The sequence below is a fragment of the Desulfatiferula olefinivorans genome (genome assembly GCF_054657895.1).
Genome location: NZ_BAAHXV010000003.1, coordinates 164,814 through 185,652 on the forward strand (window position 1 = coordinate 164,814; position 20,839 = coordinate 185,652).

Below are 20,839 nucleotides of genomic sequence, written 5' to 3' on the forward strand. Positions count from 1 at the left end.
TAGGCGGTTTCACGGCGTCGGTCAAGGGGCGATTTGAAAAAAAAACCGTCTTGACAAGAACAGGCAAACCCAGTATAAGTCGTTGGTCTCACTCACGGAAATCATTGAAGAATCTTTTTTTGCTGTGTGGGAACACTGTGCCGAAGTGGTGGAATTGGTAGACACGCTAGACTTAGGATCTAGTGCCGCGAGGCGTGGAGGTTCAAGTCCTCTCTTCGGTACCAGCCTTAAAAATCAAGCCCTTGGAGATTTTGATCGAATCTCCAGGGGCTTTTTGTTTGGGGTTGGTGGGCGATTTGGTGGGCACGGTCAGTCGCTCCGATTTCCTGTTTGCAAGGGGCATGGATCGTGTGGTATCATCCTGAATAATCGACATAATCGACCGCGGCGCTGACCAGGCGTCCGGCATTCAAGGAGGATGTTATGGCCCTGACGACCCAGGAGAAATACGAAAACCTTGAAACCGCCATTGAAATCGCGAAGATCTATGCCGGGGGAAGCCCCACGGCCACGGCCACGCCTGACGATGTGATCTATCACACCTACAAAACGCTGAACACCATCATCGAGGAAATCAAGGCCGAAGACCTGGAGCAGAACGGCCAGGAATGATGCCGTCCGTTTTTACCGCGGGATGACAGTCGATTCCGACATTGGCTTTGAGTTCGTCAGAAGCCTGTGTTACAACCCCAGCCATGACCGAGACATGCGCAATCACGAAGGCCGGAGACTCTGTTGAGGTGCTTTACCGCGATGACCACTACATTGCGGTCACCAAACCCTCCGGCCTGTTTGTTCATCGAAGTGAGCTGGACCCCCGGGCTGATTTTCTGCTCCATTACGTGAGAGATCTGGCCGGAACCCATGTTTGGCCGGTCCACCGCCTGGATCGTCCCACCTGCGGGCTGATTGTGTTCGCCTGCTCCAGAGAAGCGGCCGGAGCCCTGAGCGTCGCCTTTCGTGAGCGGCAGGTACGTAAAACCTATCTGGCCGTGGTCCGGGGTTTCACCGACGCCTCGGGCGTTATCGATCACCCCCTTGCCCCGGAAAGGGAGCATGCTGCACGTCCGGCACAAACCGCCTACACGCGGCTGAAAACCACCGAGATCCCCGTTCCGGTGGGGCCCTACGACACGGCCCGGTATTCGTTGGTTACGGTTCGGCCCCACACCGGGAGAAAGCATCAGATAAGACGCCATTTCGATCACCTGTTTCACCCCCTGATCGGCGACCGGGTTTATGGAGACGGACGCCACAACCGGATGATCCGGGAACGCTACGGGGTGGGGCGCCTGCTTCTCTCGTCAACCGGCCTTTGTTTCACCCATCCCTATACCCGGCAGCCCGTCACACTTTCGGCAACACCGTCGTCCGACATGGCCCGGGTCATCGGTCAAATGTTTGTTTGACCCCTTATTTAAACGGTGATATCATCCCATACTTTTTTGAAACCCAAGAAACAATACGAGGTACATGATGAAAGTTGGAATTATCGGCCTTCCGCAAAGCGGAAAGATGACCTTGTTTCAGACCCTGACGGGTAACAAGGCCCCGCTGGGCGGGATCACCAAACCCCTGCCCGGAACGGCGGATATCATCGATCAACGGTTCGACACCCTGGTGACCATGTATGAGCCGAAAAAACAGGTTCGCGCCCGGGTGGATCTGGTTCTTCTGCCGAAAATCGAAAAGGAATCCATTACGGGGGGCGATATCTTCCGGGACATTGCCGATGTGGACGCCGTCTGCCATCTGGTCCGGGCCTTTGAGGACGAGTCCATCTACCATGTGGACGGTTCGGTGGACCCCTTGCGCGATATCGATATGGTCAATGCCGAACTGATCATGCACGATTTGATCTTTATCGAAAAACGGCTGGAAAAACTCGAAGCCGCGCTGAAAAAGCTTAAAGACGAAACCCAGCAGAAGGAATTCGAGCTTCTCAAGAAAATGAGAACCCATCTGGAGGAGGAAAAACCCCTTCGGCTGTTCGATTTCAGTCATGACGAGGACCTCCTGATCCGCAGCTATCCCTTTATCACCCGCAAACAGATGATCATCGCCCTGAACATTGCCGAGGACAGGATCGGTTCGCGGGATCTGCTCGACCAGCTTGCGGGACGCTGTGACTCCGAAAAAATGGAAGCCATGCAGGTGTCCGCCCAGGTCGAATCGGAAATCGCCCTCCTCGACACTGATGAGGAAAAGGCCGAATTCCGGGCCGACATGGGGATCGACGAACCGGCTCTGGAAATTTTCACCGGTCTGTGCCTCAAGGCCCTGGGCCTGATCTCCTTTTTCACCGTGGGCAAGGACGAAGTCCGTCAGTGGCTTCTGAGGAAAGATTCCACGGCCCCCGAAGCGGCGGGTGTCATTCACTCCGATCTTCAACGGGGTTTTATCCGGGCCGAGGTCTTCAAATACCGCGAGCTGATCGAACACAAGGACGAAGCCGGTCTCAAAAAGGCGGGTAAAATCTATGTGAACGGCAAGGATTATGTGGTGGAGGACGGCGACATCCTCAATATCCGCTTCAAAGTCTGATCTTCAAAAGTCTGATCATCATCCGATTGAAAACGGCTGACACGGGGACCAACGTCCCGTGTGAGCCGTTTTTTTTGTTCGAGCGTGCCCATCCAGGATCGTCGCTGATCAGGGTGAAGGGGTTCCAGTGCACCTTGAAAAAGGCCGGTCGATCAGCCGGGGTGTCGATGGACGTGCCCCTAAAATCATAAGGACCTGGCCGAAGGCGTGCACGAATCCCCATCTTCTGAGGACACCGCGGCGGTACGCCGGCTCCGACGCACACGGATTGGGGCTTCGAACCGGTTGGGATGCTGGGGATGTAACAAAAAAAAGTGACGCCGGACCCAGCGGCCCGGCGTCGGGAATGGTCAGCCGGCGGTGGCAACCCGGTTGTTGTGGGACCAGAAAAAGCGGACACACCCGCCCGTTTCGTCCTGATGGATGTAGCCTTTCCGGATCAGGTCCGCGAGCTGATCGTTCACGAAATCCGTTTCAAGATTGCAGGCAGGGGCGACGATGCCGGAAAGGGCGGCCAGGGCCTGATCCGGTGTTCCCTTATGTGCGGCGTTTTCCTCGATCAGATCCTCGGACAGCATGCGGTAGATCATCACCATGCGGTAGTATCCGGCAATCTGAAGGTATTCATGGTCACGCACGGTTTTATCTTTGAAGCGCCGATCGAGATCGTCCCAGTCCGTCGTGATCTTTTCGACGGATTTGTCGACGAAGGCTTTGATCTCGTGGGGTTCGAGATGGGACGTCCGGATAATGGCATGGTCCGCATCGTACAGATCCCAGTCGTCGGTGAGGATTTCGATGTCGTAGTCGCCTGCGTGCTCCCGCACGGTGGTGCCGGGAAAAGGTGCCAGCAAATGAAAGCCGTAGAGAATATCCAGCTCCTTGCTGAATCGGTCCGAATCCTGAAGACTTTGACGGGATTCGCCGGGAAGACCCGCCATGAACGAGGCGTGGGCCACGATGCCCGCTTCCTTGCAGGCCGCTACCGCGGTCCTTGCCTGGTCCAGGGTGATGCCCTTGCGGACCCGGACCAGCATGTCGGGGTTGCCTGACTCGATGCCGAAACTGACCGCATGACATCCCGCTTTTTTCATCCGCTTGAGGATATCCGTATCCACGGTGTTGACCCGGGCGAAGACGCTCCACTGGAACCTTAGGCCGCGCTTTTCAACCTCGTCGCAGAAGTCAATGACCCGTTGTTTGTTGGCGGTGAACAGGTCGTCGGCGATGTTGATCACGTCCATGCCGTAGGCCAGAATGCTTTCGATCTCATCGATCACGCTTTCGGTGGAACGATGGCGAACCTTGAACCCGACCATCTTGCGGCCCAGGCAGAAGATGCATTTGTTGGGGCATCCCCGGCTGGTAATGATGCTGACCGGAAAACCCAGGGCCTGGTACCGGGACAGGGGCAGCAGGTGTCGGGCGGGCAGGGGCAAATCGTCCAGATTCTCCAGAAGGGGCCGGGGGTCAGTCCGGACAAAGGAGCCGTTTTTTCGGAAGGCGATGCCCCGGATGGAATCCCAGGCCGATCGATCGTTCAGGACCGGCACCAGTTCGGCCAGGGTCTGTTCGGCCTCACCGATGACCACCATATCGCACCCCGGGTAGTTTTCGAGGGTGTTGTCCACATCGAAGGAGGCATGGGGACCGCCGAAGAGGGTGACCATGGACGGTTTGACCGCCTTGGCCGCTTCGAGAATTTCCGCCGCTTTCTTGTAATTCATGGTGACCGAGGTGGTGCCCACGGCATCGGGGTCGAAGTCCAGGATTTCCTTTGCGAGCTTTTCCGGGCTGTATTTCCGCACGATGTAATCGAAAATCCTTACCTCGGCGCCGGCCTTTTCACAGGCTGCGGCCACATAGGAAATGCCAAGGGGGGGCGAGGGGGCTTCTTCCAGGGGATAGGGTGGTGCAATCAGGGCAATCTTCATGGTTGTTTCATATCCAAGGGCTGACGGCTTCGTAAAACGTCCGATCTCTGCGTTACGCTTCATCCCTCGTCACTGCGGCGTACCTTAAGTACGCCTCATTCCTCGGGATTCGCAAGCCTTGATCTCGAACATTTTACGAAGCCGTCCAGAAAGTGACTTTTTACAAGACCGTCAAGGGTTGATAAACCGTCAAAGCCGGAACACGGTCAAAAAAAATCATTGCCCCGGAGGCCCGCAGGGCATCCGGGGCACCGGCACGCAGCTTATGACGTGAGGAGATAACCACGGATCACAAATTCTTGTCAACAGATAAAAAGATTTGAGGACCGGTGCGATTCATAGTAATAAAAGGCCATTGTTTCCTTTCGTCAGTCGTTGTCGGCCATGCCGTCTCCCGAGTCTTTGAACCTCGCGCCCTGTCACGATAAATCGTTCGGCCCGAAGGAGGACCAGATCATGAAACTTGCCACCGTTTTATATGGTGATGATATCAACCCGTCCATCGGCGTTTTGACGCCCGACGAGACACATATCGTTCTTCTGGAAAAAGCCGCCTACGCCCTTGATTACACGGCGCCGTATTTTTTTTCCGACATGATCGCCTTTCTGGCCGGAGGCCCGGAGGCCCGGGACAAGGCCCGGGAGGTCACGGAGAATATCCTGGCCGACCCGCCGCCGGAGACGGTTGTCGGCCTCGATGCCGTGACCCTTTTGTCTCCGGTTCCCCGTCCCGAATCCATCCGGGACTGCATGGCGTTCGAGGACCACATCATCAATATTATCCGTCGGGTGGGGTTCGGGCGTCTGGCCGGGCTGGACAGGCTGATTGAGCGAACCCTGGGACGCAAGCGGAGTGTTGCCCACCGCCTGAACCGGGCCTTTCATGAACAGCCCCTGTATTACAAAGGCAACCGGTTTTCCGTGGTCGGCCACGATCAGCAGGTCCGTATGCCCGATAATACACGGATGATGGATTATGAACTGGAGTTTGGCATTTTTCTTTGCCGGACGGGACGCGATATTTCAATCGCAGACGCTGCGTCATTCATCGGCGGATACACCATTTTCAATGATTTTTCCGCCCGGGATCTGCAGTTGGCCGAACAGCGGGGACGGCTCGGTCCCGCCAAAGGAAAGGATTTCGATACGGGCAATGCGCTGGGACCGGTTCTTGTGACACCCGAGGGCATCGGCGATCCTTACGCCCTGGCCATGGAAGCTTCGGTCAACGGCGAGATCTGGTCACGGGGAAATTCCGGCGACATGTCCTGGCGATTTGAAGAGATCATCGCCCATGTGTCGAAATCGGAAACGATCTATCCGGGTGAATTCATCGGTTCGGGAACCTGCTCCGGACCACAGGGCTGCGGCTGTGGTCTCGAAATGGGGCGTTTTTTGAAACGGGGCGATGTGGTGGCGCTGTCCGTCGAGAAAATCGGTACCCTCAGCAACACCCTGGTCTGATGCCCTTTATCAGGGGGTGCTTTTCGGTCGTGACCAGTTTTCGTAATAATCGAGGCTGACCATGGAATTGAGCTTTTCCATTTCCCGGGTTTTAAAGTGAAGGCCCGCTTCCATGGCGTCTCCGCAGGAAATCAGCCCGATGATGGCCCCGTTTTTTTCGACGAAGACATGGCGGATGTACAGGCCGACAAAGCGTTCCTGGATCGCTTCAAGGGGTGTATCATAAGCAATGACGTTCAGATTCGAATCGATATAGTCCCCGATCCGGGCGGTTTTCAGTGAGAAATCATCGTTTATCGAGTGCATCATCAGGTCACGTTCGGTCCACAGGCCCACAATCGTATCGCCCCTGGTGACGACCACCGCGCCGATTTTTTTCTCGACCATGAGCTTTACCGCATCATGGATCGTCGTGTTTTCATTTACATGAATCATTTCAGACTGTTTGTAACGCAGAATATCCACGGCCGTGATCATGGCAACCCCCTTTTGCAAGACGTTCAGAAACAGGAATATCAAAATACTAAAAGACATCGTAGCCAATGTCAATGGCAGAGCTGCCGCCTTCCCGGGATAACCGGAGCAGCAGAACGAATAAATCAAATTCCGGATTGACAAAATTTGTTTCTATGTTATTTGATTGAGACATCAAGATTCGTGAGGAGATCCGAAAAATCCATAGGGACATGACATTGTCCCGCTTCAAGGAAACACAGGCTTGCGGCTTGCAGGAGGATGACCTGCCGGCGCCGGGGCTTTTTTTTATTTTGAGGATTATTCGCCGCGCATCACGGGTTTGTGAACATCCCGGCTGCCGGATAGGCCCATCTGCATTTGAGCAGCGATCGGGGATTGACAATGATGGATGGTTTGAGCCGTGTAAACCCGGTGCCTTTCAAAAAAAGTGTCGTCCGCCCCATCGTGTGTTTTCCGATCATCATGCCCGGGAGCCCGGGGAATCCTGGTCAGGAATCAATCATGACATTCGAGGTGAGTCCATGTACGCGTTTGTAACCGGTCCTTTGTTGTGGTTCTCCTTTTTGTTTTTCACCGTCGGATGCACGATACGCGTGGTCCTCTATATCCGGGGGCTGGACTGGAAACTTGACGGGGTGACGTATTCCCGCAACATCATCTATGGTATCCGGGGGGCGATCCGGTCGCTGTTTTTCTGGCTGATCCCCTTTGGCACACACAGCTGGCGGAACAACCCGGGATATACCCTGATTTTTTTTGTCTTTCATTTCGGTCTGCTGGTCACGCCGGTCTTTCTCCTGGCCCACAACATCATGCTGTCCAACGCCTGGGGTATCAGTCTATGGACCCTTCCGGACAAGGTGGGCGACCTGATGACCTTTGCCGTTATTCTTCTGGGGCTTGCGCTGCTTTTACGCCGCATCATTCTCAAATCGGTCCGTCGCCTGACGCGCATCGAGGATATTGCGGCTTTGTTTCTGACGATACTGCCCTTTGTTACCGGTGCCCTGGCCTATCATCAGGTGGGGCACTATCCCTTTTGGATGATCACGCATATTCTCTCCGGGGAGATCCTTTTGATCGCCATTCCCCTTTGCAAGCTGTCTCATTTTGTGACGTTTTTCTGCTCACGAATCCAACTGGGCATCGACTACGGCATCAAGCGGGGCGGCATGAAATCCGGCGGCATGGACTGGTAATTTTTCTCACCCTTTCATTCGGGACATGGTGATATGACTCAAGGTACATTGTGCAACAGACAACCCGTTACCACGGAAAAAACCCTTCAGACCCTTCTGGCCGATACCCAGGGCAAGCAGTATTACGAGGAGATGAACAGCCTGGACGTGGACACCGAAGCCCTTGCCGAACGGCTTGAAACCACGTGTAAATCCCGGATCAGGACCTGGTTGTCCATGTGCACCAACTGCGGGTTGTGTGCGGAAAGCTGTTTTTTCTACCTGGCCAACGACAATGACCCCGAACAGATCCCCGCCTTTAAAATCCAGAGTACCCTGGGGGAGCTGGTCCGGCGAAAAGGGAAGGTGGACAATGCCTTCATGCAGCGGGCCATGGATACGGCCTGGGGCAAATGCACCTGCTGCAATCGTTGCGGACTCTACTGTCCCATGGGGATCGCCACCGGCGTCATGATGAGCTACCTGCGCGGCCTTTGTTTCTCTCAAGGGTTCGTGCCCTGGGAAATGAAAATCGGTTCGGGCATGCATCGGGTCTATCACGCCCAGATGGATGTGACCACCGAGGACTGGGTCGATACCTGCCAGTGGATGGTCGAGGAAAACGAAGAGGATTTTCCCGGTCTGGAAATACCCGTGGATAAACCCGACGCCGACATCATCTATACGGTCAATGCCCGTGAACCCAAACACTATCCGGAAGATATCGGCGACGCCGCCATTTTGTTCCACCTCGCCGGGGAAAACTGGACGGTTCCCAGCAAGGGATGGGAGGAAACCAGTATCGCCATGTTTGCGGGGGACTGGGACGGCGCCGCCCTCCAGGTCCGAGAAGTCTATGACGCCATTACACGGCTGCATCCCAGGCGGATGGTGGTCACCGAATGCGGACACGCCTACCGGGCCACCGTGATCGAAGGCCCCTACTGGGCGGGTATCGAAAGCGGCAAAACCCCCGTCGATGCCCTGCACTATGTGGAATGGATTCTTGAGGCCCTCAAGACCGGCAAGCTCAAGATCGATCCCGACAAGCGGATCAAGGAGCCGGTGACTTACCAGGATTCCTGCAATTACGTCCGGAACGGGGGACTCGGGGCCGTGGGCCCTGAAATCATGCATTACATTGCCGAGGACTTCAGGGAAATGAAGCCGTCCAGGGAGCATAACTTCTGCTGCGGCGGCGGCGGCGGTCTCAACGGTATCGGACGATACCGCAAGCAGCGGAACATCGGCATGAAAATCAAGCGCGATCAGATTCTTGCCACCGGTGCCAAACTGGTGGTTACGCCCTGTCACAACTGCTGGGATGCGATCCGTGATATCGAAGACGTTTACAAGCTGGGGATCCGCTGGTCGTTTCTCAAGCCCCTTCTGCTGAAAATGGTGATTGTTCCGGATCATCTCAAAGGGCAGGACTGATTGCGGCAAGAAAAAAAGCTTGACAGCCCTTGTCGGTTAGCGTTATTTGGTGGCCAATGATTTGTTTTAATTGTCTAACAATAAGGAGCGCACCATGACCGCATCCGAGAAAAAGGATCAGGCTGAAAAACCGTTGACGCCGGTAATGGAAGACTACCTCGAAACCATATACAATCTTGATGTGTCCAACAAGGTGGTTCGGGTCAAGGACATTGCCCAGCGGATGGATGTGAAAATGCCCACCGTGTCCAGCATGCTGAAAACCTTGAACAGCAGGGGGCTTGTCGATTACGAAAAATACGAATACGTCAGGCTGACCAAAGACGGGGCCGACGTGGGTCGGGAAATGCACCGGCGCCATCTGGTCCTTCATCGTTTCCTGACGGAAGTTCTCAAGATCGACCACGACACCGCCGACGGCGAAGCCTGTAAAATGGAACATGCGCTGGGTTCGGAGACACTGGACAGCCTGGTCGATTTCATGGAGTTCATCCAGGCCTGCCCCCGGGCCGGTGAAACCTGGTTGTCTTTCTTTGAAGAATACCGCTCCCATGGGTTGAAACCGGATAAATGCACGGAACGTTGCCCGGAATTTTCCCATGAATACAAATGCAGGCTGGACGCGTTGTGACGCTGTGCGATGAATGACGCCATAATGTAAAAAAACCCTTAAACCGCTGATTGGTAACGATTGGCGGTTTTTTCAGATAGTTGAAGTTAGATATTTCTAACAAGATATGGGTTTGCTTTATTGATGAGGTGGCTATAATGCAGGGCGCCAACGATCCGCTGATTCGTCAGGTCGAAGAAAACATCAAAAGGCTGCAGGCGGGTATGGAACAACATTTGAAGCCCGTCCACGGCGCAGGCCCGGGTGATGTCCAAAACAAACGAATGACTGAGACAAGGAGGAACAATCATGAACGGCAATTTCAGTATGACGCTGTCGCGACGCAACCGTGATCTTCCAAGGGTCAGGCGATGAATGAAACGGGGGGTGATGTGCCGGAGGGATCACTGACGATGAACACGCTGGGGCAAGAACAGAGTGTCGGCCGTCAGGGCAAAGGGTGGTTCTGGTTCTATAAACGGATCAGGATTTTTTTCCGGGATATCGAGGATCAGGACGTGGGTTGTCTCACTCCCGGTCTGGATCACGATATCTGTCGGCTTGTTATGTGCATGAACGGTGATATGCGAATCTGTCTGGTCGGCAGAGAACCTTTCGATGACGTGGAGCTTACCGCAGGCCATTGCAGTCTCCATTATCATCCGGCGGGCTGCCGCTGTATGAATTGCGCCTATTGCAGGCGGGTTCAGGTCCTCGAACTGGAGGCCCCCACCGGTGATTTTCTTTCTCTGATCGGTGAGACGGATCTTGGAAAAAAACTCGAGGAGGCGGTGGTGAAAAGCCGCCCCTTCGCCGTCCGGAAGGGCATGTCACCCCCGTTGTGTCAGGCCCTTGCGACTCTGAAAGATGCCGTGACCGATTCCGGGGGAGGGGGTACCCCGTTGATTCTTTCCCGCGCCCTCGAAATCCTCTGGCTGTTTTCAACGGCGCATGAAAGCGCTGTTGAAAAACCACTGCCGGACGATATCCGAAGGCCCCTGGTAAAGGCCCGATTGCTGCTTGAACAACACATGAGCGAACCGCCTTCACTGGAGGACCTGGCCGGACAAGTGGGCATGAGCCTGACCCGGTTCAAGGAAATGTTTCCCCGAATGTTCGGCATGACCCCTTACGCCTACCTTCGAATCCTCCGCATGGAGCGGGCCCGACATCTTCTTGGCCAGGGGACGATGACCGTCACCGAGGCCGCCTTCGATGTCGGGTACAGCAATCTGAGCCATTTTTCCAAAACCTTCACGGAGCACTTTGGTGTCCAACCATCGCGCATGGCCCGGAAGAAGTGAGCTTTTTTGCAATCGCAGGATAACACCCGCCGGCTGTCAGGGCTGAAGGACGGTCGATACACTGATGGTTTCGACCACAAAGGGGATGCAGCGGACGGCCACACTGCCTTTTTTGACCCAGATCCGGGCGATGGTGGTGGTGTCGCCGTCCAGGGTTACCTCGTTGGACAGCCTTTCCACATAGGAAATGTCTCTGAGCTTGAATTCGTAATAGATGGGCTGATTGCCGAAAAGATCGGCCACCAGGAGGATCTTGTCTTCGCGCTCGGGGTGTTTCCTGGGGCTGCCGGTGAAACAGGCGTGGGTTTTCTTGAGCAGGGTGATGTCCTGGCTGTCGTCGAACAGCTGGATGTCGTAAGTTTCCTGGAGTTGTAAAAAATGATCAAACGGCATGGTAAACCTCCGAAACCGATAAAACGTGAGCGTCCTTTCTGGCGGTGACGTGAAAAACCATGATGTTACTGTATACCACAGGGGTTAAAAACAATTCAAGCTCATGGTGGAACGGACTTGACTCAAACAACATCCGATATTACCATGTCGCAACACTCACGAACCGAAACACGCTCCCACGGCGGGAGTCCCCATTGATTTGACACATTCAGCATCGAAGGAGTCTGCATGAAACGGTACATGGTAATGATGGCGGTTTTTATTTCGTTGATCGGCTTGTCCTCCTGCGGATACAACACGCTTCAGCAGTACGAGGAAGGGGTGTTCAAGGCCTGGGGCGATGTGGAGGCCAATCTTCAGCGCAGGTCCGATCTGATTCCCAACCTGGTCCAGACGGTCAAGGGGTATGCGGCCCATGAACAGGAAACCCTCCAGGGTGTTGTCGACGCCCGGGCCAAGGCCACCCAGACGACGCTTTCGGTCAAGGATCTGTCGGACCCTGCGGCCATGGCCCGGATGAGCGAGGCCCAGGGCATGCTCAGCTCGGCCCTGTCCCGGCTGATGGTGGTGGTGGAACGGTATCCGGATCTGAAGGCCAACCAGAATTTCATGGCCCTTCAGGACCAGCTCGAAGGCACGGAAAACCGGATCAACGTGGCCCGCCAGCGTTACAACGAGGCGGTGGAACGGTTCAATTCGGCCATCAGGTCTTTTCCCAACAGCCTGACCAACAGCCTTCTGCTCAAACTGGAACGCAAGGAATACTACAAGGCAGACGCGGCGGCCCAGGCCGTTCCCAAGGTGGAATTCTAACAGCTTCAGGATAGACGATGAAACATCATGTGATCACGGGTAACGTGCGACGAACCATCGTTTTTTTGATGATGGTCATGGTCCTGGTCGAGGTGATGGCCGTTGCGGCCCTTTCGGAAATGTCCGTGCCCCCGCTCCGTGGCCGGGTCAACGATTACGGCGGAATGCTTTCCGCCTCTACGGTCCGGCAGCTCGAAACCGACCTTTCGGCCCTGGAGCAGAGCGATTCCACGCAGATCGTCGTGCTGACCGTCGATTCATTGGACGGAGAACCCATTGAAACCTTTGCAATCCGTGTGGCCGAGGCCTGGAAAATCGGTCAGGCCGATACGGACAACGGGGCCATGCTGATCGTGTCCAAAAGCGACCGGAAGCTGCGTATCGAGGTGGGGTACGGCCTCGAAGGGCGGCTGACCGATCTGGTGTCCGGGCAGATTATCCGGAACATCGTGGTCCCGTCATTCAAACAGGGTGATTTCGACCGGGGCATCAGTGACGGGGTTTCGGCCATGATCGCCGCCGTCCGGGGAGAATATCAGGCGCCGCCGTCCCGCACCTCGTCTTCGGACGGGTCCGATCCTTTGGTGTTCGGCATTCTGGCCTTTATTTTCTTGGTGTCCCAACTGGGGCGGGCCAACCGTGCGGTCGGAACGGCGGCCGGCGGGATCATGCTTCCGGTGATCGGCGCCATGTTTTTCAATGGCGGCCTTGGCCTGCTGCTTCTGCTGTTTCCCTTAGGGCTTGTGGCCGGCCTGATTCTTTCCGTGCTGGGGGCCGCGCTGGGTTCCCATCTGCCGGTGAGTCACGGCTACCGGAGCGGCGGCGGGTTTTCTTCCGGCGGCGGCTTCGGCGGTTTTTCCGGCGGCGGCGGCGGTTTCGGCGGCGGCGGGGCCTCGGGAGGCTGGTGATCGTCGGTTCGACGTGTTGAGATTTATCGTCATAAGGCGTTACAATTACTAAAAGGATGCTGCTCTGCTCATGAAGAATCTGACCGATGCATTTTTAAGCGAAGCCGATCGTGAAACCATTCGGGACACCGTGGTCCGCACCGAACGACGGACCGCAGGAGAGATCGTTCCCATGGTGGTGTCGTCCAGTTACCGCTATCCCATGGCAACCGTTCTGGGGGCTGCGGCCCTGTCCTTTCCCCTTGCCGTCGTACTGACCGCCGTTGTGGGGGAGCTTTTGTGGATCGGCCGTCAGAACATGTGGCTGTTCATCGGTATGTTTTCCGTGCTGTTTATCGTCTTTCACGCCCTGATCGACCGTGTTCCGGCGCTCAAACGCCTGTTCGTATCCCGCAGGGAAATCGACGAGGAAGTCGAGGAGGCGGCCGTGACCGCGTTTTTCCGTGAGGGCCTTTACCGGACCCGGGATGAAACCGGCGTGCTGATTTTCATTTCCGTGTTCGAACGCAAGGTCCGGGTGCTGGCGGACCGCGGCATCGACGCCAAAGTCGGCAAGGACGCCTGGGCCTGGATCGTCGAGCACATCGTCACAGGCATCAGACAGAAACGCCAGGCCGCCGCCATCTGCGAAGCCGTGGTCATGGCGGGCGACCTCCTGGAAACCCATTTCCCGATCACGGCGGACGACACCAACGAGCTCGGGAATCTGATCGTGAAATAACACCCGTCAATAATGGGGCGGTTTTTCATGGCCACCCATGGGTTCCGCCAGATTTTCGGACAGCTCGCGAATCCGGTCGATGAGAACCCGGTTGGCCGTTTGAATGTCATCGAGGGCTTTCTGCTGCTCGATGACCACGGCGTTCAACTCGGCAATCATGCGTTCCTGATAGGCGAGTTTCGTTTCAATGTCGATTAAACGCTGGTTGTCCATGATGTCTCCCGTGATGCCGTCAGTAAGCTTTTTACGCGTTTTCCTGTCCTCAGACCTCCCCCGCAAGACGGATTATTTCCCGCATATAGCCTTCGGACCGACTCAGGTAAAAGGACAGTCCTTTGGAAAACTGTTTGCCGATGATGCCGTCCACGAACATCAGGCTGATTTTTCGATGACAGGAAAGCAGGTGGTGGCAGCGCAGAAGCACCCGTTTCTCCTCGTTTGTCATGGTCTTGATCAGTTTGCGGAACACGTCCCTGGCCCGGGGCTGGTACATCCAGAAATAGAGAAGATCCAGGGCGTTGACGATCATGACCTGGTCCAGGCCTTCGATATCTTTGTTTCCAAGGGCCCCTTCGAACTGATCGTGGGCGATGAAAAAGGCTTCCAGATCGGTTTCGGGGAACAGGATTTCAAGCCGGATGTAGGTGTCCCGGATCTGGGCCAGCTTTTTGTCGTAGTCGATCCGCCTCAGGCGCATGTTCTCGAACCTGTCGGCAACGCCTTCGATGACCCCGGCCATGGTGTCCGAAGCGGCCTTGGAAATCACGGCGGCCCATTTCTGTAGAATGTCGTTGATGCCCAAAACCCCCAGCGTCCCGAGCAGGCCTCCGATCAGGGTGTTGAAGGCCAGGGCCACGGGGATGGACAACAGGCTCCTGAAAAAATTACCGAACACCGCGCCCCGGGGCAGTCCCCGGAGCAGGTTGTGGGACGACAGGTAGATGCCGTTGATCAGCGCCATCACCGCATACAGCATGGCAGGATCCGTGGTGGTGGTGATGCCGAAGCCCCGGTCCAGCAACAGGGTTTTGACCAGATAATCCAGCAAGGGAACGGAGAATCCCGTGTACAGAAGCGAATCGCTGAGCCTCTCCCAGCTGACGTAATCCTTCCACCGGACCAGGGGGGAACGACGGAATCCGCCGCCGCCCAGAACGGACTGGAGGATGTTGCGGAATCCCGTGATGCCGAACCAGATAAAGGCGCCCAGGTAGGCCAGGACCCACCAGTCCTTGGTCAGCGCGAAGGTCAGAAAGGCAGGGATGAATCCGGCCAGAACCTTGAGTGCGTTTTTCAGCCCCGTGTTCATGTAGGCCGCCTTCGGGCCTTCTTTTTTCTTTCGAAGGGCCCGGGGGACCAGGTGAAGGCCGTTGTCCTTGAAGTCCCCGATCCCTCCGATGGTGGTGATGTTTCCCTTGGGATCGAATCTTACGGATTCGGGGATGACGATCCAGTCACGCACCCGTTTCTGGCCGAGAAACACGGCAAAGGGCAGGATCCGGAACAGTCGGTAGACGTATTCCAGCCCGGCACTGGCCATGGGAACAGGGTGTCCGGTCACCCGGTAACAGGTGTCGACCCGAAGGGGGATGGGGTGGCACACCAGCTCTTTTTTCCGGAAGGCCTTGCGGGCCCGGGCCGGGAGCGTGTTTTCGATGGCGATGCCCATGCCGGGGTACTTGCGTGAATGTCCGGTGGAGTCCGTGCCGATGCAGGATTTCAAGGGCGTGTCCCGGTAAAAGGACATCAGACGGGAAATGTCGATGAGGATCTCGTTGATCCGGGCGGCCCGCTTGTGCCTGCCCTTGCTTTTCAGGTCCTCGATCAGGGTCATGATCATCCGCTTGAGACGCACCGCATTGCCGCTGTTCAGGGCCAGCTGGATGCCGTTGATGGCCTCGTAATCCGGCGCCCGCCCGGCGATGTGATCCTTGAGGTTGAAAATTTCAAGATGGGTGATGTTGCCTCCGCAGTCATAGAGCAGCTCGAGCACGTCTTCCACGTCGAGATCGGTCATGTTGAGGGTGATCCGGGACCCGTGCCTGATGCGTTTGAGCTCTTCGATCAGTTCGGCGGGCGACCGCTGAAGCATGGGGGGGGCGTCGGGGTCGTCCTGGGACGGTTCCATGGGGTCTGGGACCGAGGGGTTGGCGGCGTGAGACAGGTAGGTGTCGTAGATCGACTCGGGATCGATACGGTTCATGGACTCGATCAGCCGGGTAAACGCCTTCTCCTTTTCAGGGCCGGGATCCTTGGCGTATTCCTCCCGAATCTCCTCCAGACGCCGCCGCATGGCCGGAACCATCAGGGTGTGGATGTGTTTGGCCAGATGAAGCAGGGAGGGCTGGCCCGATCCCACGGACCGAAGGAAGTCGTCGGTCGAAATCGGATCGAGCAGGATACCGAACTCATCGGCCACGGCGGGGATGTGTTTCCGGATGAATTCGGACAGGATGTTGAACACGTAGGTCTGCTGATACACCGACACGTTTTTGCTTTCGGCAAGGAATTCCCGGACATGGGGTTTGGCCAGAAAGGACAGGTAGGCCTGGGGTTGGGACAGACCCCTTACCCCCCAGATCAGATGCACGTACCTGCCCTGGAACCGGGCGGGAAATTCCACGCCGATCCGGACACGGATGCCCATGATCTGGGCGGCCTCCATCAGTTCGGAGGCCGCCTCGGGTTCGATGTAGTTGTAATAGACCACCGTGAGAAACCGGATCCCCTTGATCCAGGCGTCCATGATCAAATGGGTGGGGGATTTGCGGCCCTTGGTGTTGGCGTCGTGTACATGGTCGTCAAAGCTGATCTGGTTCCAGTCTTCGGGCATTTCGAGCAGGTGGTATTTTCTGAGCTGCTGCCTGACGACGTTTTGTTTCCCGGTGGCCGCGGCACGGAAATCATGGGCGAGTCTGAGGGCGCTTTCCTCGTCATGGGTTTTGCGCACCAGTTCCTTCATGATCTGAAGCAGCACCCGGGCCGAGTTGAAACGGAAGGTGCTGGCCTTGATGTTCATCACTTCGAAGCTTAAGGTCCGAAGGGCCGTGATCCGGTCTTTTGCTTCGTCGGCATCGAGGGAGCCGATCAGGTGGACAATGGAATAGGCCATGCGAAGGGCCTTGGGTGCGGCCATTTCCACGATGCCGTGGGGGTGGAGAAAGGCGCCGGTGATGTTTTTCAGGTGGCGCCGTTCCTTGCCGCTTTCAAGAACGTCGCGGACGATGTTCAAGAGTTCGTAATCCTGGGCATCAAACATGATTCGTGTAAGCGGTTCGGTCATGACATCCTCGTTCGTTATGGCCATGGGCATGGAGAGTCGCCACAGTTGACTGCCTTCCATCATGCGCTATAAGTTACTAAAATTCAATGGGAATAATGGATGATTTCAGGCCTGATCTTGGATTTGAGGAAATCCTGGTTGACGGTAAAATGTTATCATATTGATTTTAAAGATTTTCTAACCGACAATGCTTCACAGGCTTCTGCCCCGGATCACCCAGAGGCTGGTGAGTTTGAGAAGGCACAAGGCGAGGGCGGCGCCCGGGATCCCGAAGGCCGGAACCAGGATCACGCTTGTCAGGAGTACCCCGAAGGCCGCGCCGGTCAGATCTGCCGAAAAGGCACGGCCGGCCAGGGAATTGCTTTCATCGCCGGCCAGGACCAGGGGAAACTGGAAGCCGCAGGTCAACGACACGGCAAAACCGAACACGAGGTAGAAAACCATGTGGGTCTTGATCATCGGGGTGAGGCTGCCTGCAATGAAGAAAAGGACAAGGCCGGCGAGGGTGAGGTCGGCCCGGGCCAGAAAGAGCCGTCGACGACGGGCAAACCGGTTTTTTGCCGCCAGCAGGGCTCCGGGCAAAAGCCCGGCAAGAAAGACCGTGATCAGGACGCCCATCCGCACATACAGGTAGCCGAACACGATCTGAACGGAAAAAAGCGAAAGAATCTCGCTGCCCATGATGGTGAACCCCGTTGTGAACAGGACGTATTCCTCCCGGGACAGCCGGGGCAGGTAAAAGGCTGCCGCGAGCACCAGGCCTCCGATGAAGACAAGGGGGCGGGTGTGGTGACGGGCAAACCACTGGGTGATCGCAAGGGACATCAGGACAGGCCGGGCGTCGGTGTTGACGGTCGCCTCGGGGGTGAGCATCGACATCAGGTAGGCCCGCCGCGCCGGGCTGACATCGGCGCTGTAGTAATCGCCGATGTAGCGGGTCGAAATGCCTTTTTGGCCCAGAAGGGCGGGAATGTCCGGGTCGAGGGGCCGGTTTGCGCAGATCAGACAGGTTTCACGGCCGGGAAGGATCAGGACATGATCAAACACCTCCCGGGCCGTGCGGTGCAGACAGGAGAGGAGGTCTTTGTTTTCACGATTCAGATAGCTGTCGAAGCCCGCGACCGAAAAGGCCAGAACGCCGTCCGGTTCAAGGCGGCCGGCCATGAGGCGGAAGGCTTCACGGGTGTAGAACCGGTTGACCTGGAAGGTCGACGGCTCCGGCAGGTTGAGCAGAATGGCGTCGTAGGTGTTCGATGTTTCGGACAGAAAGGCCCGGGCGTCGGTGTGGATGGGATTCAGACCTTCTATGTCCGACATCAGGCCGAAATCCATCAGGCTTTGGGTGAGCATGGGGTCGATCTCCACATAATCCACGGAGGAGGGGCGGTATTTTTCGATTTCCGTAAGAATGCCGCTCCGTGACGAAACCAGCAGGACGGATTCGATGCGGTCGACCTGGGAGAGGGCGTAATGGACGCGTTCTTCGGCACCCACCCGGTCATCGGAGGAGAACAACGGCTCTCCGTCCTGAAACAGGGTGTGCCGGCCCTGGTCCTCGACGACAAGGATTCGGCCGTAACGGGTTTCCAGGTAGCGGGCCAGGGTCCCCTGGGCCGGCGTGAGGGACCAGAGCTCGAGCGCGAGGGCGGAGACAAAAAGGCCGAGGGTCAGGATCAGGGCCGGCAAACCGGCCCGGCTTTTCCAGGTCAGGGCCAGCGCCGCCGCCGCAAGGGGCAGAGCCGATACGACCATGGCCTCAACCGGGGTCAGCAGATAAACCAGTACGAAAGAAAACAGGGCCCCGCCCAGCATGTCGCCCAGGTTGTCGGTGATGTAGATCAGGGCTCCGGGGAAGTCCGGCCTGTCCTCCCGGGCCGCCCGGAGGCTGAAGGGCAGGGCGAACCCCACCAGCCCGGCATAGGGCAGGATCGTCAGAAAGCTGAAGAACACGATGGCGGAAAGACCCGGCGAGCTGCCGTGAAGAAAGAGAAGATCCCGCAGGACCCGAAGGGCCAGAAGGGTCAGGGGCCCCAGGGCGCAGAGCAGGAAGGACAAAAAACCTAAGGTCTTTTGCGATGAGGCGCTGCCGGGTCGATACCGGTCGACGAAAAGGAAGGAAAGGGATCCCAGGCCCCCTCCGATCAGCCAGTTGAACAGGGTGAGGGCGATCAGGCATTCGTTGCCGGAAAACAGGGCCAGGTACTCCCGGAGCATCACCAGCTGCCCGCCCACCGAGGCGATGCCCGTGGCCGTCACCGTCAGCAGGACGAGGGATCTATTTTTTTTCTTCAAAATACTGAACCTGATAGACGGCAACCTCAAGATCTTCCGAGGTCCAGGCATCGGCGGGAAGTCCGGCCTTCATGCACAGGTGACGGAGAAAGTCTTCGGCATCGGGAAGCTGGTCCCAGACCTGGGGCAGAAAGGTGGCCCCGGCGTGTCCTTTCCGGATGATCACGCCGTCCACGTGGGGACGCAGCTTCGAAACAAGATCCCTGCCCCCGTGGTGGGCCAGGGGCGCGGGTTCGGTCAGGATACTGACCTCGATGTCCACCGTGTCAAACTCTTCGTCCGAGAGGGGGGAGAACCGGTAGTCGCCGAAGGCGGCGTTGAGGGCGTTCCGCCGAATGCCTTCGGCCACGGATTCGTCCGACGAGAGATTGCCGATGCATCCTCGAAGCTGGTCATGGATTTTAAGGGTGACGAAGGTCCCCCCCTTTCGGTGAAAGGAACCCTCGTCGGGGATCGTTACCGGTTGAGCGGGGCGGCCCAGTTTCCGGGCGATGGTCGCCCGGGCCAGATCGATCAGGACCCGGCCCTGTGCATCCGTGAATTTTTTTGCCGTCGTTTCGTTTTTCTCTTTCATGGTCATACCTCCGTAATAGGCGACGGCGGCGTATCCCACCACCCGCCTGTGATCGCCCGATGTGTCTCCGCTGTTGGCGTAATGAATCAGAGACGGGTGCCAGCCGCTGCGTCCGGCCAGATCCATCAGGGACAGTATGGGCAGGCGTCCGCAGGCGGCATTGTCTTTGGCTGAAAAGGCCTTTGCGTCTGACGAGAGAATCAGGTCAAGGGTGTGCCGGTCGGCGGTCACGGCCCTGTCATAGGGCAGGTAATGGGACAGATCCGAGCTGACCACCCAGAGGGTCGCGGGGTCATCGGGAGGAACCACCGCCGTCAGATCCCGCATCAGCCCTGCGGGATCGTCCTGTCCCACCACCAGGGGAATCAGGGAAAAGTCGGGAAGCACGGTCTGCAGAAAGGGCAGGATCACCTCCAGGCTGTGCTCGCTTCGGTCCGACTCCGGCACGGTGCGGAAGCGATGGGGGAAACGCCGGGCCAGCTCTTTGGACAGGCCGTCGACGGGGATCGTTCCCAGCGGCGTCCTCCAGGCCTCGTATCCGGTGACGGCCGTGCCCCGGAACCCCACCCGGTGGTCGGGCCCGAGAAGCACGACCCGCGTAAACGTCCTTCCGGTCAGCAGCCGTGCGCCATGGGCCGCCGCGGGTCCCGAATAATCATATCCGGCATGGGGCAGGATCAGAGCTTTGAGGGGCACACCCGGCGGCGGGTTGCCGGCGGCCGGGTCCACCTTCGCCGTCAGATCCTTGATGATTGCGGTCAACGCTTCGGGGGTTTCGGGGTAGAAGGCCCCGGCCCAGGCCGGATCACGGACCAGGGGGCCGGCGGCGGCCGGTGCCGCCAGGAAAAAAAGGCAGATGACAATCAAAACCGGACGGGCGGGTGAAACCGTTTCCATGGCGTCCCCT

The 20,839-nt window shown here is 57.2% G+C and carries 19 protein-coding genes and 1 tRNA gene; 13 read left to right on the forward strand and 7 right to left on the reverse strand.

Features of this window, described 5'->3' with window-relative positions:
- Positions 1-139 precede the first annotated feature (139 nt).
- The 4 genes from ACYQ11_RS03885 (at position 140) to ychF (ending at position 2,544) form a co-directional block, all read left to right on the forward strand.
- Positions 140-224 (forward strand) — tRNA-Leu (locus tag ACYQ11_RS03885).
- A gap of 199 nt (positions 225-423) precedes the next feature.
- Positions 424-612 (forward strand): hypothetical protein, encoded by a 189-nt coding sequence (locus ACYQ11_RS03890; RefSeq protein WP_459922432.1) that lies wholly within the window; start codon positions 424-426, stop codon positions 610-612.
- 128 nt (positions 613-740) lie between these two features.
- Positions 741-1,409 carry a pseudouridine synthase gene (locus tag ACYQ11_RS03895; protein WP_459922433.1) on the forward strand — a complete coding sequence of 223 codons (669 nt, stop codon included), beginning with the start codon at positions 741-743 and terminating at the stop codon, positions 1,407-1,409.
- A 64-nt stretch (positions 1,410-1,473) separates the two neighbouring features.
- Positions 1,474-2,544, forward strand: coding sequence for a redox-regulated ATPase YchF (ychF, locus tag ACYQ11_RS03900; protein ID WP_459922434.1), 1,071 nt, complete (start codon positions 1,474-1,476; stop codon positions 2,542-2,544).
- Positions 2,545-2,894: 350 nt separating this feature from the next.
- Here the strand turns inward: ychF and ACYQ11_RS03905 are convergent, their stop codons facing one another.
- Positions 2,895-4,478: a B12-binding domain-containing radical SAM protein gene (locus ACYQ11_RS03905; protein ID WP_459922435.1), complete on the reverse strand. Its 1,584-nt coding sequence runs from the start codon at positions 4,476-4,478 to the stop codon at positions 2,895-2,897.
- A gap of 456 nt (positions 4,479-4,934) precedes the next feature.
- Between ACYQ11_RS03905 and ACYQ11_RS03910 the strand changes: the two genes are divergently transcribed.
- On the forward strand, positions 4,935-5,942 hold the full coding sequence (locus ACYQ11_RS03910; RefSeq protein WP_459922436.1) for a fumarylacetoacetate hydrolase family protein: 1,008 nt from the start codon (positions 4,935-4,937) through the stop codon (positions 5,940-5,942).
- Positions 5,943-5,951: 9 nt separating this feature from the next.
- On the opposite strand, the gene ACYQ11_RS03915 is transcribed toward ACYQ11_RS03910, so the two are convergent.
- Positions 5,952-6,419, reverse strand: a complete 468-nt coding sequence (locus ACYQ11_RS03915) for a CBS domain-containing protein (protein ID WP_459922437.1) — start codon at positions 6,417-6,419, stop codon at positions 5,952-5,954.
- A 521-nt stretch (positions 6,420-6,940) separates the two neighbouring features.
- Between ACYQ11_RS03915 and hmcE the strand changes: the two genes are divergently transcribed.
- From hmcE to ACYQ11_RS03940, 5 genes are all read left to right on the forward strand, one after another.
- Entirely contained in the window at positions 6,941-7,618 is a 678-nt protein-coding gene (gene hmcE / locus ACYQ11_RS03920) for a sulfate respiration complex protein HmcE (protein WP_459922438.1), read from the forward strand.
- Positions 7,619-7,651: 33 nt separating this feature from the next.
- Entirely contained in the window at positions 7,652-9,034 is a 1,383-nt protein-coding gene (gene hmcF / locus ACYQ11_RS03925; RefSeq protein ID WP_459922439.1) for a sulfate respiration complex iron-sulfur protein HmcF, read from the forward strand.
- A gap of 94 nt (positions 9,035-9,128) precedes the next feature.
- Positions 9,129-9,665, forward strand: a complete 537-nt coding sequence (locus tag ACYQ11_RS03930; RefSeq protein WP_459922440.1) for a metal-dependent transcriptional regulator — start codon at positions 9,129-9,131, stop codon at positions 9,663-9,665.
- Between the two features lie 137 nt (positions 9,666-9,802).
- The gene (locus tag ACYQ11_RS03935) at positions 9,803-9,997 is read left to right on the forward strand and encodes a hypothetical protein (RefSeq protein WP_459922441.1); all 195 of its coding nucleotides are present in this window, start codon (positions 9,803-9,805) and stop codon (positions 9,995-9,997) included.
- Between the two features lie 18 nt (positions 9,998-10,015).
- Entirely contained in the window at positions 10,016-10,948 is a 933-nt protein-coding gene (locus ACYQ11_RS03940) for a helix-turn-helix domain-containing protein (protein WP_459922442.1), read from the forward strand.
- A 36-nt stretch (positions 10,949-10,984) separates the two neighbouring features.
- Here ACYQ11_RS03940 and ACYQ11_RS03945 read toward each other — a convergent pair whose 3' ends face one another.
- Complete coding sequence (locus ACYQ11_RS03945; RefSeq protein ID WP_459922443.1) at positions 10,985-11,341, reverse strand: inorganic pyrophosphatase Ppa; 357 nt, start codon at positions 11,339-11,341, stop codon at positions 10,985-10,987.
- A gap of 228 nt (positions 11,342-11,569) precedes the next feature.
- Here ACYQ11_RS03945 and ACYQ11_RS03950 point away from each other — a divergent pair, with 228 nt between their 5' ends.
- The 3 genes from ACYQ11_RS03950 (at position 11,570) to ACYQ11_RS03960 (ending at position 13,783) form a co-directional block, all read left to right on the forward strand.
- Entirely contained in the window at positions 11,570-12,154 is a 585-nt protein-coding gene (locus tag ACYQ11_RS03950) for a LemA family protein (protein ID WP_459922444.1), read from the forward strand.
- Positions 12,155-12,171: 17 nt separating this feature from the next.
- Complete coding sequence (locus tag ACYQ11_RS03955; RefSeq protein WP_459922445.1) at positions 12,172-13,062, forward strand: TPM domain-containing protein; 891 nt, start codon at positions 12,172-12,174, stop codon at positions 13,060-13,062.
- Positions 13,063-13,132: 70 nt separating this feature from the next.
- Positions 13,133-13,783 (forward strand): TPM domain-containing protein, encoded by a 651-nt coding sequence (locus tag ACYQ11_RS03960; RefSeq protein WP_459922446.1) that lies wholly within the window; start codon positions 13,133-13,135, stop codon positions 13,781-13,783.
- A 6-nt stretch (positions 13,784-13,789) separates the two neighbouring features.
- Here ACYQ11_RS03960 and ACYQ11_RS03965 read toward each other — a convergent pair whose 3' ends face one another.
- From ACYQ11_RS03965 to amrB, 4 genes are all read right to left on the reverse strand, one after another.
- Positions 13,790-13,996 carry a SlyX family protein gene (locus ACYQ11_RS03965; RefSeq protein WP_459922447.1) on the reverse strand — a complete coding sequence of 69 codons (207 nt, stop codon included), beginning with the start codon at positions 13,994-13,996 and terminating at the stop codon, positions 13,790-13,792.
- Between the two features lie 49 nt (positions 13,997-14,045).
- Positions 14,046-17,066 (reverse strand): hypothetical protein, encoded by a 3,021-nt coding sequence (locus ACYQ11_RS03970; protein ID WP_459922448.1) that lies wholly within the window; start codon positions 17,064-17,066, stop codon positions 14,046-14,048.
- 192 nt (positions 17,067-17,258) lie between these two features.
- Complete coding sequence (locus ACYQ11_RS03975) at positions 17,259-19,358, reverse strand: spermidine synthase (protein WP_459922449.1); 2,100 nt, start codon at positions 19,356-19,358, stop codon at positions 17,259-17,261.
- Positions 19,342-20,829: an AmmeMemoRadiSam system protein B gene (gene amrB, locus ACYQ11_RS03980; RefSeq protein ID WP_459922450.1), complete on the reverse strand. Its 1,488-nt coding sequence runs from the start codon at positions 20,827-20,829 to the stop codon at positions 19,342-19,344. Before amrB ends, ACYQ11_RS03975 begins: the two co-directional genes overlap by 17 nt.
- Positions 20,830-20,839 lie beyond the last annotated feature (10 nt).